The organism is Pseudomonas sp. TE21394, assembly GCF_054057835.1.
In genome coordinates this window covers 3,518,567-3,532,884 of the sequence record NZ_JBSRZR010000001.1, presented here as the reverse complement: position 1 = coordinate 3,532,884, position 14,318 = coordinate 3,518,567, and the positions used below count along the sequence as shown (strand labels likewise).

General features: G+C 62.4%; 16 protein-coding genes. 8 read left to right on the top strand and 8 right to left on the bottom strand.

All coding sequences use genetic code 11. The features are described from left to right. Positions 1–22: 22 nt before the first annotated feature. The 5 genes from flgD to ACVWZT_RS16210 all read right to left on the bottom strand — a co-directional run bounded on the left by flgD (position 23) and on the right by ACVWZT_RS16210 (position 3,710). Positions 23–727 (bottom strand): flagellar hook assembly protein FlgD, encoded by a 705-nt coding sequence (gene flgD, locus ACVWZT_RS16230; RefSeq protein ID WP_457470268.1) that lies wholly within the window; start codon positions 725–727, stop codon positions 23–25. Between the two features lie 15 nt (positions 728–742). Beyond that, positions 743–1,186: a flagellar basal body rod protein FlgC gene (gene flgC / locus ACVWZT_RS16225; RefSeq protein WP_296231607.1), complete on the bottom strand. Its 444-nt coding sequence runs from the start codon at positions 1,184–1,186 to the stop codon at positions 743–745. A 2-nt stretch (positions 1,187–1,188) separates the two neighbouring features. Further along, positions 1,189–1,596, bottom strand: a complete 408-nt coding sequence (gene flgB, locus ACVWZT_RS16220) for a flagellar basal body rod protein FlgB (protein ID WP_457470266.1) — start codon at positions 1,594–1,596, stop codon at positions 1,189–1,191. 304 nt (positions 1,597–1,900) lie between these two features. Beyond that, on the bottom strand, positions 1,901–2,728 hold the full coding sequence (gene cheR, locus ACVWZT_RS16215; protein WP_296231608.1) for a protein-glutamate O-methyltransferase CheR: 828 nt from the start codon (positions 2,726–2,728) through the stop codon (positions 1,901–1,903). A gap of 52 nt (positions 2,729–2,780) precedes the next feature. After that, positions 2,781–3,710 carry a chemotaxis protein CheV gene (locus ACVWZT_RS16210; RefSeq protein ID WP_225778708.1) on the bottom strand — a complete coding sequence of 310 codons (930 nt, stop codon included), beginning with the start codon at positions 3,708–3,710 and terminating at the stop codon, positions 2,781–2,783. Positions 3,711–3,787: 77 nt separating this feature from the next. On the opposite strand from ACVWZT_RS16210, the gene flgA reads away from it, so the two are divergent. From flgA to ACVWZT_RS16185, 5 genes are all read left to right on the top strand, one after another. Next, entirely contained in the window at positions 3,788–4,540 is a 753-nt protein-coding gene (gene flgA / locus ACVWZT_RS16205) for a flagellar basal body P-ring formation chaperone FlgA (protein WP_457470263.1), read from the top strand. Between the two features lie 161 nt (positions 4,541–4,701). Next, entirely contained in the window at positions 4,702–5,010 is a 309-nt protein-coding gene (flgM, locus tag ACVWZT_RS16200; RefSeq protein ID WP_225778710.1) for a flagellar biosynthesis anti-sigma factor FlgM, read from the top strand. Positions 5,011–5,059: 49 nt separating this feature from the next. After that, positions 5,060–5,527 carry a flagella synthesis protein FlgN gene (locus tag ACVWZT_RS16195; RefSeq protein ID WP_289130962.1) on the top strand — a complete coding sequence of 156 codons (468 nt, stop codon included), beginning with the start codon at positions 5,060–5,062 and terminating at the stop codon, positions 5,525–5,527. 81 nt (positions 5,528–5,608) lie between these two features. Further along, positions 5,609–6,352 carry a flagellar brake protein gene (locus ACVWZT_RS16190; protein WP_296231611.1) on the top strand — a complete coding sequence of 248 codons (744 nt, stop codon included), beginning with the start codon at positions 5,609–5,611 and terminating at the stop codon, positions 6,350–6,352. Positions 6,353–6,517: 165 nt separating this feature from the next. Next, positions 6,518–7,093, top strand: a complete 576-nt coding sequence (locus ACVWZT_RS16185; RefSeq protein ID WP_457470261.1) for a hypothetical protein — start codon at positions 6,518–6,520, stop codon at positions 7,091–7,093. Between the two features lie 47 nt (positions 7,094–7,140). Here the strand turns inward: ACVWZT_RS16185 and ACVWZT_RS16180 are convergent, their stop codons facing one another. From ACVWZT_RS16180 to bkdR, 3 genes are all read right to left on the bottom strand, one after another. Continuing rightward, complete coding sequence (locus ACVWZT_RS16180) at positions 7,141–8,481, bottom strand: MFS transporter (protein ID WP_296231614.1); 1,341 nt, start codon at positions 8,479–8,481, stop codon at positions 7,141–7,143. Between the two features lie 128 nt (positions 8,482–8,609). After that, positions 8,610–9,851 (bottom strand): glutamine synthetase family protein, encoded by a 1,242-nt coding sequence (locus tag ACVWZT_RS16175; protein WP_296231643.1) that lies wholly within the window; start codon positions 9,849–9,851, stop codon positions 8,610–8,612. Between the two features lie 218 nt (positions 9,852–10,069). Continuing rightward, positions 10,070–10,555: a Bkd operon transcriptional regulator BkdR gene (gene bkdR, locus ACVWZT_RS16170; RefSeq protein WP_457470259.1), complete on the bottom strand. Its 486-nt coding sequence runs from the start codon at positions 10,553–10,555 to the stop codon at positions 10,070–10,072. Between the two features lie 198 nt (positions 10,556–10,753). On the opposite strand from bkdR, the gene ACVWZT_RS16165 reads away from it, so the two are divergent. The 3 genes from ACVWZT_RS16165 to ACVWZT_RS16155 are packed head-to-tail and all read left to right on the top strand — an operon-like array spanning position 10,754 to position 14,318. Then, complete coding sequence (locus ACVWZT_RS16165; RefSeq protein ID WP_296231618.1) at positions 10,754–11,986, top strand: 3-methyl-2-oxobutanoate dehydrogenase (2-methylpropanoyl-transferring) subunit alpha; 1,233 nt, start codon at positions 10,754–10,756, stop codon at positions 11,984–11,986. 1 nt (position 11,987) lies between these two features. Next, positions 11,988–13,046 carry an alpha-ketoacid dehydrogenase subunit beta gene (locus ACVWZT_RS16160; protein ID WP_186679606.1) on the top strand — a complete coding sequence of 353 codons (1,059 nt, stop codon included), beginning with the start codon at positions 11,988–11,990 and terminating at the stop codon, positions 13,044–13,046. Continuing rightward, complete coding sequence (locus tag ACVWZT_RS16155; RefSeq protein ID WP_457470257.1) at positions 13,047–14,318, top strand: dihydrolipoamide acetyltransferase family protein; 1,272 nt, start codon at positions 13,047–13,049, stop codon at positions 14,316–14,318.

Sequence of the window (14,318 nt, the reverse complement as noted above, 5' to 3'; positions counted from 1 at the left end):
CCTTTTGCCGCACTAGCGGGCCTTAGATACCGATGGTTTGCACGTCGGAGAGGGAAACTTTGCCAACACCAGCGAGGTTGAGCACCATTTCGCCGGCCGAACTGAAGCTGACGCTGGTCACCTTGGCCGGCAACAGCGTGTTCATCTGCACCGCCTTGCCATCCACCGTGGTGCTGGCGGTGAAGGTGTAGGTACCCGGGTCGACTTTCGCGCCGCTATTGTTGGTACCGTCCCAGATGAAGTCGGCGTAACCAGCCTTCTGCTCACCCAGTTCGATGGTCTTGACGGTGTTGCCGTCCTTGTCCTTGATGGTGATCTTCGCTTCGCCGATGGCTTGCGGCACCACGAACTGTGCGTTGAAGCTTTCGCTGGTATCGACGATAGCCTTGTCGTTCTGCACCACCACCGAGCGGCCGACCAGCGACGACGCCTGCAGCGCCTGGGACGAGGCCATGGCGCTGGTGATGGAACTGACCGATTCGTTCAGCGAGGTGATCCCTTCCAGGCTGCTGAACTGTGCCAGCTGCGCGACGAATTCACCGTTGTCCTGTGGGTCCAGCGGGTTCTGGTGCTGCATCTGGGTCACCAGCAACTGCAGGAATGCATCCTTGCCGAGCGAGTCAGTGCCGGTCTTGGACGCGGTGTCCGCAGTCTTTTTGGTGTTGGTCCCCACACCCGACGCCGCGAGCACTTCGTTGAGGTTCACGCCGGTAGTATCAATTGCCATGGTCTGGTTTCCTTATCACTGACCAAGGGTCAGGACTTTCTGCATCATGCTCTTGGCCGTGTTCATCAGCTCGGCGTTGGTCTGGAACGCCCGGCTGGCGGAAATCATGTCGGCCATTTCCTCGACCACGTTGACGTTCGGGTAGTAGACATAGCCGTCCTTGTTCGCCGCCGGGTGGTTCGGCTCGTAGCGGGCTTCGAGGTTGCTCTGGTCCTCGACGATGCCTTTTACCTGCACGCCTTGCCCGGCTTCGCCCTGGTCTTCGAACAGCGACTGGCTGCTGCCGGCCTGGGCATCCTGGAAGGTAGTGGCGAACACCGGGTGGCGAGCGCGGTAGGTCTGCTCGATACTCGAAGACACGGTCTCGGCGTTGGCAATGTTCGAAGCTACGGTGTTCAGGCGCGTGTTCTGCGCACTCATGCCGCTACCGGCAATGTTGAAGACACTGGAAAGGGACATGGTCATTCTCCCCGCAGGGCCGATACCAGCCCTTTGAATTTACTGTTGAGCAAAGTGAAGCTGGCCTGGAAGCCGACCGCGTTTTCGGTGTAGTTCGATTGCTCGATCTGCGCGTCCACGGTGTTCTGGTCGATCGACGGCTGCAGGGGCGTGCGGTACTTCAGGGTATCGTCCGCCATGGCCAGGCCTTCAGCCTCGATGTGCCGGCTGTTGGTGCGGTCGAGACTGAATCGGCCGCTCTGCTGCTTGTCGCTTTCGGCGGCGAGCACCGAGGCGAAGTCCATGTCACGCGCCCTGTAGTTGGGCGTGTCGGCGTTGGCGATGTTGTTGGCCAGCACTTCGGCGCGCTGGGCGCGGAAGCCCAGGGCCTTTTCATGGATGCCAAGCGCCTTGTCGAAACTGATGCTCATGTCGGGGAAACCTTCGAAGGTTGACCGGAATATCGTTGGCCAAGCTATAGCAAGGGCTGTGCCAACCAACTGAAAGCCTGCAAATACGGGCTTCCAGGGTGAAGTGCTGTCAGAGTGATGCCAGAAAAGCGGCAAAGGCCTTCCGCCCGGAGCGGCGAAAGCGGCAATTGCCAGGCGGCAAAAGCGGCAAAACAAAAAATTGACGTCAGCATTTGCTGCTCCGGCCTTCTCGCCGGCGCGCCCGCGAAGAGGCCGGAGCAGACAAACAAAAAAGCCGGCAACTTTCGCTGCCGGCCTTTCGTGCCTACTTGGCCTGGTAGATGATCCCCGGGCTGCACTGCACCATCTGGTAATGGTCCGGCAGGCCGTTCAGCGCCTCGGAAGCGCCAAGGAACAGGTAGCCACCCGGCTTCAGGGTGGCATGAATGCGCATCAGGATGTCCTTCTTGACCTGCGCCGAGAAGTAGATCAGCACGTTACGGCAGAACACCACGTCGAACTTGCCCAGGCTGGCATAGCTGTCGAGCAGGTTGAACGAGCGGAACTCGACACGGCTGCGAATCGCCGGCTTGACCGCCCAGCGCCCGGGCCCCTTGCTGTCGAAGTAACGCTGCAGGCGCTCCGGGGACAACCCGCGGGCAATCGCCAGGCTGTCGTACTCGCCCGTCTTGCAGTTGGTCAGCATGCTGCCGGACAAGTCGGTGGCGACGATCTGCGCGCCCATCTTCAGCTGGCCCAGGTTGCTGCGCTCGAACTCGTCGATGGCCATCGAGATGGAATACGGCTCCTGCCCCGAGGAACAAGCCGCCGACCACATGCGCAGGCGCTGGCCGGGGTTGTTGCGGATGAACTCCGGAATCACCTTGTTCTTCAGCACTTCGAACGGGTAGGTGTCGCGAAACCACAGGGTCTCGTTGGTGGTCATGGCATCCACCACCTGCTCGCGCAAGCCACCTCGCGGCTGGGCCTGGATGCGCTGCACCAGCTCGCCCAGGCTCTTGATGCCCTGTTGTTCCATCAGCTTGTTGAGACGGCTGGAAACCAGGTACTGCTTGTTATCCCCCAGCAGGATGCCACAGGCTTTCTCCAGGAAGCCCCGGAACTGTTCGAAATCCAAATTACCCGTAGACACTTCTGCCGCCTCTTTTTCAATCACTGGTGCCGGAGGGCTGCCCCCGGCGCTTTCAATGTGCTGCCTTGATCCGGTCGACCACCCGCTGGGCCAAGTCGTCCGGCTTGAACTTGGCCAGGAAGTCATCAGCCCCGACCTTCTTCACCATCGCCTGGTTGAACACCCCGGAAAGCGAAGTATGCAGGCAGATATGCAGCTTTTGCATGCGTGGGTCACTGCGTATTTCCGCGGTCAGCGTGTAGCCATCCATTTCCGGCATTTCAATGTCCGAGATCATCATCAGGAACTCTTCCTCCGGCTTCTTGCCTTCATCCACCAGCTGACGCAGGTAGTTCAGGGCCTGACGACCATCATTGAGCGCCACCACCTCTACCCCTACCGTCTGCAGGCAGCGGCTGACCTGCTTGCGCGCCACCGACGAGTCGTCGACGGTGAGCACCCGCAGCAGCACGGCCTTGTCCTGCACCTCGGCATCGACTACCCCGGCCGACACCGACTCGGACGATGGCGCCACTTCGGCCAGCACCTTCTCCACGTCGATGATCTCGACCATGCGGTTGTCCACCCTGGTGACTGCGGTCAGGTAGTGATCGCGGCCGGTGCCCTTGGGTGGCGGGTGGATTTCTTCCCAGTTCATGTTGACGATACGTTCCACCGAATGCACCAGGAAGCCCTGGGTCTTGGTGTTGTACTCGGTGATGATCACGAAGCTGTTGCGCGTGTCTTCCTGCAGCGGCCGCAGCCCGGTGGCCATCGACAGGTCGAGGATCGGGATGGTCGCCCCGCGAATATTGGCAACGCCGCGCACCACCGGGTGCGCCCTGGGCAGCAGGGTCAGCGCAGGGCATTGCAGCACTTCCCTGACCTTGAACACGTTGATGCCGTAAAGCTGTTCGCCATTGAGGCGGAACAGCAGCAATTCCAGGCGGTTCTGCCCGACCAGCTGCGTGCGCTGGTTGACCGAATCCATAACACCTGCCATGCCAGTCTCCTCTACCTTTAAGCCTTTCGTTGCCACTCACCAAGGAAGTCGGCACGGGCTTTGCTTTTTTGAGCGTCATGTACACGAAAACGACATTTTCCCGACGATTGACGCGCCTGCTGACTGGCTCGCTGGCCGTGCTGTGCCTGCTGATGCCTGGCGTTCGCACGGTAGCGGACGCGTTTACCTTGCCTGAACAGCTTATCGGTGTCACCCAAGGGTTTCTTGAATTCAGCGTCGAAGATTACCTGGCCACCACCCAGACCGCCGGCCGCTACGAAATCCAGGTCAACCCGCTGGACCCGCGCTTGCGCATGCCGCTGTGCAGCCAGCCGCTGGACGCCTCGCTGGAGAGCCCGGCGCAACCGCTGGGCCGCGTTACAGTGAAGGTGCGTTGCGACAGTGCAGCGCCATGGACCGTGTTCGTACCAGCCAGCGTGCGGCTGTTCCGCGAAGTCGTGGTAGCGACCCGCCCGCTGAAGCGCGACAACGTGGTGAGCGAAGGCGACGTGGCCCTGCGCGAACGCGATGTCGGCACGCTGGGGCAAGGCTTCCTGACCGAGCTGGACCAGGCAGTCGGTATGAAGATGCTGCGCCCCACGGTGATCGACCAGGTGCTCACCCCGCAACACCTGGAACAGGCCGAAGTGGTGCGCAAGGGCGACCACGTGGTGATCATTGCCCGCAGCGGCAGCCTGAGCGTACGCATGCCCGGTGAAGCGCTGAGCAAGGGCGGCCTGAGCGAGCAGATCCGGGTGCGTAACCTCAATTCCAAGCGGGTAGTCAAGGCCAGGGTCACCGGCCCTGGCCAGGTCGAGGTGAGTATGTAGCCAGCCGACATTGCGCTGGCGGTGAGGAACCGCTGCTCCTAAACTGTGTCAGAAAATGGGTTCGCAAGCTTGCCGACAGGCGGCTACGCATTTGTGCCTAAAGTTTCTTTCGGGTTGGCCGAAAACAAGGCAAGCGTCCAAATACCCAGAGGTTTCTGATCATGGTCATCGACTTCAGTCGTGTAAATAATTCTCCGTCCGTCACGGGCGGCGTGCGCGGCAACAGCGCATCCGGCAGCGCCGAAAAACCGGCAGCCAGCCAGGAAGCCACTACCAGCGCCAGCGGAGAAGCGGTACACCTCAGCCAGGAGGCACAGCAGTTGCAGAAGATCAGCGACAAGCTGCGCGACGAGCCGGTGGTCAACAGCGCCCGTGTGGCCCAGTTGAAACAGGCGATCGCCGACGGCAGCTACCAGGTCGATGCCGGCCGGGTCGCCAGTAAACTGCTCGATTTCGAAGCCCAGCGCTGACCGTTCGGCGCGCTGACTTCACGGACGCTAGAAAAGCCAAGAGTTAGCCATGCACGACACCACCTTGCTGCAACTGATCGAAGATGACATCGCACCGATGCAGGAACTGCTCGACCTTTTGCAGAAGGAGGCCGTGGCACTGCATGGGCGCGACATGGCGTTGCTGGAAACCATCCTCGCCCGCAAGCAGTCCTTGATCGTGCTGCTGGAGCAGCAAGGTACGCGGCGCAACAACCTGCTCACCAGCCTGGGCCTGAGCGCCAATCGCGCCGGGGTGGAGGCGGTGGCGGCACAATCACCGAACGGTGAACTGCTGCTGCAGCAACTCGACGTCATCAGCCAGTTGATGCAAGCTTGCCAGCAACTCAACGAGACCAACGGGCGGATCATCCAGGTGCAGCAAAACGTCACCAACAACCAGATCCGCATTCTCATGGGGGGCGACTCTCCGTCGCTCTACGACAGCCGCGGCAGCACTTCGCCGCTGGTCAAGCCACGGGCGCTCAGCCAGGTTTGATTTTTTCTATCAAGGCACGGAACATACTGGCAAAATGCCGTTAATTGCGTGTGTCGCTTTTGCCTGGAGAAACATAAAGCCGTGTTCAATGAATCCGATGCCCCGCAGCCGCCAAAGGTACTGAACACCCCTTTGGAGATTGCGGCCAACTTGCGGCAGCTGCAGGAAAGCCATGACCCTCTGATCATCACCTTCCCTGACCGCAGCCAGCGCTTCCAGAGCTATGTGGTGCATGTGGACCGTGAGAGCAATACCCTGGCGCTGGACGAAATGATCCCCCGCGACGGCGAGAAATACATCGAGAACGGCGAGCACTTCCGCGTCGAAGGTTTTCACGATGGCGTGCGCATTGCCTGGGAGTGCAACCACGCGCTGCGGATCAGCGAGGTCGATGGCCACCGCTGCTACCGGGGCGCCATGCCCCTGGAAATGACCTATCACCAACGCCGCAACGCTTTCCGCGCAGCCCTGAAACTGTCGCAGCTGGTCGACATCATCCTCGATGGCGCCCACCTCAAGGGCAATGGCGCCCTGCGCGGCAAGCTGCTGGATATTTCTGCCACCGGCTGCAAACTGCGCTTCGACGGCAATGTCGAGGATCGCCTGCAACTTGGCCAGGTGTACGAGCGCTTCAAGGCAGGCAACCCGCTGGGCCTGGTCGATACCATGGTCGAGCTGCGCCACCTGCATTATGAGGAGCGGATCAATACCACCTTCGCCGGCGTGCGCTTCCATAACCTCAGCGGCCAGGCGCAACGCAAGGTCGAAAGTTTCGTGTACCAGTTGCAGCGTGAGGCGCGGCGGTTCGACAAGGACGATTACTGAACCAATACCAGGCTACCCTTGCTGACAAACGGGGCTGCATCATGCAGCCCCGTTTGTATTTGGGGCCGGCTAACGGACACAGGAATGCTTGCCCGGTTACCGCTGGCCTGCTGGCCGCTTAGGGTGCCAGACACCCGAAGCAAGGGCCGCCAGGAGCCAGTCCACATGATTACTTCCACTTTCACCGCCGAACTGCATTGTCAGCATGGACGAATAGGGGTTGTCGAGACCCCCATCTATGTTCATCCCATCTTCTCCCTGGACCAGGACGGCTGGTTATGCACTGAAGACCAGCGCGGAGAAACGCCGAGCTTTCTGCCGATTACCTTCCAGTTCCACTTCGTCAAACAAAGCGGAGACCGGCACTATTACACGATCAATGGCGCCGATACCTGGAAGTACTTTGGCTCCCGCATGCAGAGCAACAGGAACGGCTGGCTCGGCCTTTACGCCAGCCACATCGTGGGGCGAATCATTGACTGGTCTCCAACCGCACTGATCGGTCGGGCGGTCAGCGGGCAACAGGAATGGAAAATTCAAATGCTCGACGCCTGGGACGGCACCGTGGAGGGCGCCGAACAGGTCCGTTTCTACTTGCGCGACAGCCAGGGCTACAGGGTCGCGCTGGCCAAGGAAATCTATACCAGGGACAAGGTAAAGCGGCATTTCTGGTTCTTGAACGCAAGTGATAAAGCGGGAGAAATCCTGGTGTTCACCTTCAAGAATATCGAACTCATCTGATCAGGATCGCGCTCGCCGCAGGCTAGTCGCTGGCGGCGGGCCGACACTCACACCGACGATTTCACCTCGGCTTCAGGGTTGGCCTGGCCCTGCTTCTGGGGAGGATCCTCTTCGGTATCCTCGGCGGCCACCGGCGCCTGCATCACGTCCTGCACAGTCTGCTCGTCCACCCGCGGGTCAAGCGCTGCCGACAACGGCGAACCCGCCGCCGGCATCGCCACGTGGCCCAACGGCGCGTCCTGAACCTGGTGCAGACCGGTGACCGCTTTTGGCCGGATGCGCCATACCAGTACCAGCGCGAAGAACACGAAGAAGGCGTACAGCATCTGCGCCCCCAGCACCTTCATCAGCACACCCGCCGCCAACGGGCCGATGCACGCGCCCACGCCATAGGTCACCAGCAGCATCGCGGTCAGCGACACCCGTCGCTCGCTCTCCACATGGTCGTTGGAAAACGCCACCGCCAGCGGGTACAGGCAGAACTGCAGCAACGAGATCAGGAAGCCCACACCAAACAGCAACTCCAGCGGCACGCTGGGCAGTATCGCCAGCGGCGCCGATGCCAGCGCCAGGCCCACTGCCACGCTACGGATCAGTACCGCCCGGTCGTAACGGTCCGACAGCCAGCCCAGCGGCCACTGCACCAGCAGACCGGCGAAAATGCAGCTACCCATGAACAGGCCGATCTGCTCGGTGCTCAGCCCCTGGCTCGAAGCATACAAAGGCGCCAGGCCATAGAACGAACCGACGATCAGGCCCGAGCCCAGCACCGTGCTGAGCGACTGCGGCACCCGCTTGAGGAAGAACTTCGGCTCCATCGGTGCCGGGCGCAAGGGCGCCGGGTGGATACGCCGGGTCATCGCCACCGGCACCAGGCACAGGGCGAAACACATGGCCACCAGCATCAGCAGTTCGGGGCCCAGTTGCGGGTGCACCACCAGGATCAGCTGGCCAAGCACCAGGCCCAGGTAAGAGGCAATCATGTAGCCGCTGAACACCGCGCCACGGTGCTTCACATCGGCCTGTTCGTTGAGCCAGCTCTCGATGACCATGTACTGGCACATCATGCCCAGGCCGACGATCATGCGCAGGCCGACCCAGGCCGGCAACCAGTTGGTAAGTCCATGGCCGAGCACCGCCGCACCGACGATACCAGCGCAGGTGGCATAGGCCCGGATGTGCCCGACCCGGCCAATCAGGCGGTGGCCGACCTTGCCGCCGACCGCCAGGCCAAAGTAGTTGGCCGCCATCAACGCACCTACCCACAAACTGTCGACATGGTCAGCCGCCAGGCGCAGGGCCAGGTAAGTACTGAGCAGGCCCGAGCCGATCAACATCATCAGCGCGGCGAAATACAACGACTGAAATGGCTTCCATATATTTCGCATACGTCGAGTGTGGCTCCCTGGTCAGGTGACGGTTGGGTGCTAGAAGCATAAGGGCAAAAACTGCCTGGCGCAGGCCCCTATAGGGATTTTGCCGCTACGAGGCGTGTCCAGTGTCGGTTGTGTCGCGATCAGGCCTGTGCCGCCAGTACCCGGCGCTCCCACGGCGTGATTTCGTCGAGGAAATCGGTCAGCTCCAGCGTCTTGCTGGCGATGTAGCCTTCGATGAACTCGCTGCCGAACAGTTCCCGCGCCAACGCGCTGCGCTTGAGCCGCTCCAGCGCCGCATGCAAGGTGCACGGCAAGGCAAGGTGCTCCGGCACCTCGAACTCGCCCTGGATAGCTGGCGCTGGTTGCAGGCGCTGCTGGATGCCATGCAGCCCGGCGGCCAGGCTGGCGGCGATGGCCAGGTACGGGTTGGCATCGGCGCCGGGCAGGCGGTTTTCCACCCGCCGCGCTGCCGGTGCGCTGGCCGGAATGCGCAGGCCTGCGGCACGGTTGTCTTCGGACCAGCAGGCATTGTTCGGCGAAGCGTAGGGGTGACACAGACGCTGGTAGGAATTGACGTTGGGCGCGAACAGCGCGGTGAAGTCGGCCATGCACGCCTGCAGGCCGCCAATGAAGTGGTGAAAGGTTGCGCTGGGCAGGCCTTGCTCATCGCTGAACACGTTACGCCCGCTGGCCACCTCCACCAGGCTCTGGTGAATATGCATGGAACTGCCCGGCGTGCGCGCCAGCGGCTTGGCCATGCATACCACGGTCAGGCCGTGCTTGAGCGCCACCTCCTTGAGCAGGTGCTTGAACAGCAAGGTCTGGTCGGCCAGCAACAACGGGTCGCCGTGCAGCAGGTTGATCTCGAACTGGCTGACGCCCATTTCGTGCATGAAGGTGTCACGCGGCAGGCCCAGCGCGACCATGCACTGGCCCACCTCCTTGAAGAACGGGCGCAGGCCGTTGTTGGAACTGACACTGAATGCCGAATGGCCAAGCTCGCGGCGACCATCGCTGCCGATCGGTGGCTGGAACGGCTGCTGCGGATCCGGGTTGGCAGCGAAGACGAAGAATTCGAGCTCAGTCGCCACCACCGGCGCCAGGCCCAGCGCTGCGTAGCGGGCGAGCACTGCCTTGAGCTGGCCGCGAGTGGACAATGCCGAAGGGCGACCGTCGAGTTCGTCGGCATCGCAGATGGCAAGGGCGCGGCCATCGTCGCTCCACGGCAGGCGGTGGACCTGGCTGGGGTCGGCCACCAGCACCAGGTCGCCATCGTCGCTGCCATAGTACCTGGCCGGCGGGTAACCACCCATGATGCACTGCAACAACACCCCTCGAGCCAGCTGCAGGCGGCGGCCTTCAAGAAAGCCCTCGGCGGTCATTACCTTGCCGCGCGGAACGCCGTTGAGGTCGGGGGTGACGCATTCGATTTGGTCGATGCCGTGCAGTTGCTCGGTGGTCATGACGCAGGTCCTTGTCGTTGGTGGCTGACACCAACATAGGCCCGGGGTGTTTAAAATATCAAGCACCTGCCTTCAACAGTGCATGCGCCTCTGCGCGGGAACGGGCGAGCCCGCGCAGAAGCCGGGCCGGGCAACCACTATTCACGCAGGGTCATGCCATTGGCCGGCAGCGGCAAGGCGGTCTTGTAGCGTACCTGCTTGAGGGCAAAACTCGACCGTATGTTGGCCACGCCGGGCAAGCGCGTCAGGTAATCGAGAAACCGCTCCAGCGCCTGGATGCTGGGCAACAGCACGCGCAGCAGGTAGTCCGGGTCACCGGTCATCAGGTAGCACTCCATCACCTCGGGCCGTTCGGCAACTTCTTCCTCGAAGCGGTGCAGCGCCTGCTCTACCTGCTTTTCCAGGCTGACATGGATGAACACGTTGACGTCCAGCCCCAACACCTCGGGCGACAGCAAAGTCACCTGCTGGCGGATCACCCCCAGTTCTTCCATGGCCCGTACCCGGTTGAAGCAGGGGGTCGGCGACAGGTTCACCGAGCGCGCCAGTTCGGCGTTGGTAATGCGGGCGTTTTCCTGCAGGCTGTTGAGGATGCCGATATCGGTACGATCGAGTTTGCGCATGAGACAAAATCACCGGTTTTTTGTGTTTATGCGGAATGTTTATCTCCCCTGCCTGGCAAAGGCAATCAACTTGAGAGAAAAATTCTCCTGCCGGACCACTAAGATGTAGAGGACGCTGACCTACCAGTCACAAGCCGGTACTCAGCGGCGGCCGCTTCAGAGCTCACAAAAACAAATACCCGAGCGAGCGTAAAAAGCATGAACGAGTACGCCCCCCTGCGTTTGCATGTGCCCGAGCCTACCGGCCGGCCAGGCTGCCAGACCGATTTTTCCTACCTGCGCCTGAACGATGCAGGTCAAGTCCGTAAACCGCCTGTCGATGTCGACGCTGCCGACACCGCCGACCTGTCCTATAGCCTGATCCGCGTGCTCGATGAGCAAGGCAACGCGCAAGGCCCGTGGGCTGAAGACATCGACCCGCAGATCCTCCGTCAGGGCATGCGCGCCATGCTCAAGACGCGGATCTTCGACAGCCGCATGGTGGTTGCCCAGCGCCAGAAGAAAATGTCCTTCTACATGCAGAGCCTGGGTGAAGAAGCCATCGGCAGCGCCCAGGCCCTGGCGCTGAACCGCACCGACATGTGCTTCCCCACCTACCGCCAGCAAAGCATCCTGATGGCCCGCGACGTGTCGCTGGTAGAAATGATCTGCCAGCTGCTGTCCAACGAGCGCGACCCGCTCAAGGGCCGCCAGCTGCCGATCATGTACTCGGTGCGCGACGCCGGTTTCTTCACCATCAGCGGCAACCTGGCGACCCAGTTCGTGCAGGCGGTCGGCTGGGCCATGGCCTCGGCCATCAAGGGCGACACCAAGATCGCATCGGCATGGATCGGCGACGGCGCCACCGCCGAGTCGGACTTCCACACCGCCCTGACCTTCGCTCACGTATACCGCGCCCCGGTGATCCTTAACGTGGTCAACAACCAGTGGGCGATCTCCACCTTCCAGGCCATTGCCGGTGGCGAGTCGACCACCTTCGCCGGACGTGGCGTAGGCTGTGGCATTGCCTCGCTGCGGGTGGACGGCAACGACTTCGTCGCCGTCTATGCCGCCTCGCGCTGGGCCGCCGAACGTGCCCGCCGAGGCCTCGGCCCGAGCCTGATCGAGTGGGTCACCTACCGCGCCGGCCCGCACTCGACCTCGGACGACCCGTCCAAGTACCGCCCCGCCGATGACTGGAACCACTTCCCGCTGGGTGACCCGATCGCCCGCCTGAAGCAGCACCTGATCAAGATCGGCCACTGGTCCGAAGAAGAACACCAGGCCACCACCGCCGAACTCGAAGCCGCGGTCATCGCCGCGCAGAAAGAAGCCGAGCAGTACGGCACCCTGGCCAACGGTCACATCCCCAGTGCCGCCTCGATGTTCGAGGACGTGTACAAGGAAATGCCCGACCACCTGCGCCGTCAGCGCCAGGAACTGGGGGTTTGAGATGAACGACCATAACAACAGCATCAAACCGGAAACCGCCATGGCCACCACTACCATGACCATGATCCAGGCCCTGCGCTCGGCCATGGATGTCATGCTCGAGCGCGATGACAATGTGGTGATCTATGGCCAGGACGTCGGCTACTTCGGCGGGGTGTTCCGTTGCACCGAAGGCCTGCAGAACAAATACGGCAAGTCCCGTGTGTTCGACGCGCCGATCTCCGAAAGCGGCATCGTCGGCACCGCCGTGGGCATGGGTGCCTACGGCCTGCGCCCGGTGGTGGAAATCCAGTTCGCCGACTATTTCTACCCGGCCTCCGACCAGATCGTCTCGGAAATGGCGCGCCTGCGTTACCGCTCGGCTGGCGAGTTCATCGCCCCGCTGACCCTGCGCATGCCCTGCGGTGGCGGCATCTATGGCGGCCAGACCCACAGCCAGAGCCCTGAAGCGATGTTCACTCAGGTGTGCGGCCTGCGCACCGTGATGCCGTCCAACCCCTATGACGCCAAAGGTCTGCTGATCGCCTCGATCGAATGCGACGACCCGGTGATCTTCCTCGAGCCCAAACGCCTGTACAACGGCCCGTTCGACGGCCACCACGACCGCCCTGTAACCCCCTGGTCGAAACACCCGCAAAGCGCCGTGCCCGATGGTTACTACACCGTGCCGCTGGACAAGGCCGCCATTACCCGCCCCGGCAACGACGTGACCGTGCTGACCTATGGCACCACGGTGTACGTGGCCCAGGTGGCCGCCGAAGAAACCGGCGTCGATGCCGAAGTGATCGACCTGCGCAGCCTGTGGCCGCTGGACCTGGACACCATCGTCGAGTCGGTGAAGAAGACCGGCCGCTGCGTGGTGGTACACGAGGCCACCCGCACCTGTGGCTTCGGTGCCGAACTGGTGTCGCTGGTGCAGGAACACTGCTTCCACCACCTGGAGGCGCCGATCGAGCGCGTCACCGGTTGGGACACCCCCTACCCTCACGCGCAGGAATGGGCTTACTTCCCAGGGCCCTCGCGGGTAGGTGCGGCATTGAAAAAGGTCATGGAGGTCTGAATGGGCACGCACGTCATCAAGATGCCGGACATTGGCGAAGGCATCGCGCAGGTCGAGTTGGTGGAATGGTTCGTCAAAGTCGGTGACATGATCACCGAGGACCAGGTGGTGGCCGACGTCATGACCGACAAGGCCACGGTGGAAATTCCCTCGCCGGTCAGCGGCAAGGTACTGGCCCTGGGCGGCCAGCCGGGCGAAGTGATGGCGGTCGGCAGCGAGCTGATCCGCATCGAGGTGGAAGGCAGCGGCAACCATGTGGATGTGCCGCAGGCGAAACCGCTCGAGGCACCCGCCGCCCCAGTGGCCAGCAAACCGGAACCCCAGCAGCAAGCAGCACCGGCAGCGTATCAGGCGCCCGCCCATCACGAGGCAGCCCCGATCGTGCCGCGCCAGCCAGGCGACAAGCCGCTGGCCTCGCCGGCCGTGCGCAAGCGCGCCCTGGACGCCGGTATCGAACTGCGTTATGTGCATGGCAGCGGCCCGGCCGGGCGCATCCTGCACGAAGACCTCGATGCCTTCATGAGCAAACCGCAAAGCGCTGCCGGGCAAGCGCCGAATGGCTATGCCAGGCGCACCGACAGCGAACAGGTACCGGTGATCGGCCTGCGCCGCAAGATCGCCCAGCGCATGCAGGACGCCAAGCGCCGCGTCGCGCACTTCAGCTATGTGGAAGAAATCGACGTCACCGCGCTGGAAGCCCTGCGCCAGCAACTCAACAGCAAGCATGGCGACAGCCGTGGCAAGCTGACCCTGCTGCCGTTCCTGGTGCGCGCGCTGGTCGTGGCGCTGCGCGACTTCCCGCAGATCAACGCCACCTATGACGACGAAGCCCAGGTCATCACCCGCCATGGCGCGGTGCATGTGGGCATTGCCACCCAAGGCGACAACGGCCTGATGGTACCGGTGCTGCGCCATGCCGAAGCGGGCAGCCTGTGGGCCAATGCCAGCGAGATTTCGCGCCTGGCCAACGCTGCGCGCAACAACAAGGCCAGCCGCGAGGAGCTGTCGGGCTCGACCATCACCCTGACCAGCCTGGGCGCCCTCGGCGGCATCGTCAGCACACCGGTGGTGAACACCCCGGAAGTGGCGATTGTCGGCGTCAACCGCATGGTCGAGCGGCCGGTGGTGATCGACGGCCAGATCGTCGTGCGCAAGATGATGAACCTGTCCAGCTCGTTCGACCACCGCGTGGTCGATGGCATGGACGCCGCGCTGTTCATCCAGGCCGTGCGCGGCCTGCTCGAACAACCCGCCTGCCTGTTCGTGGAGTGA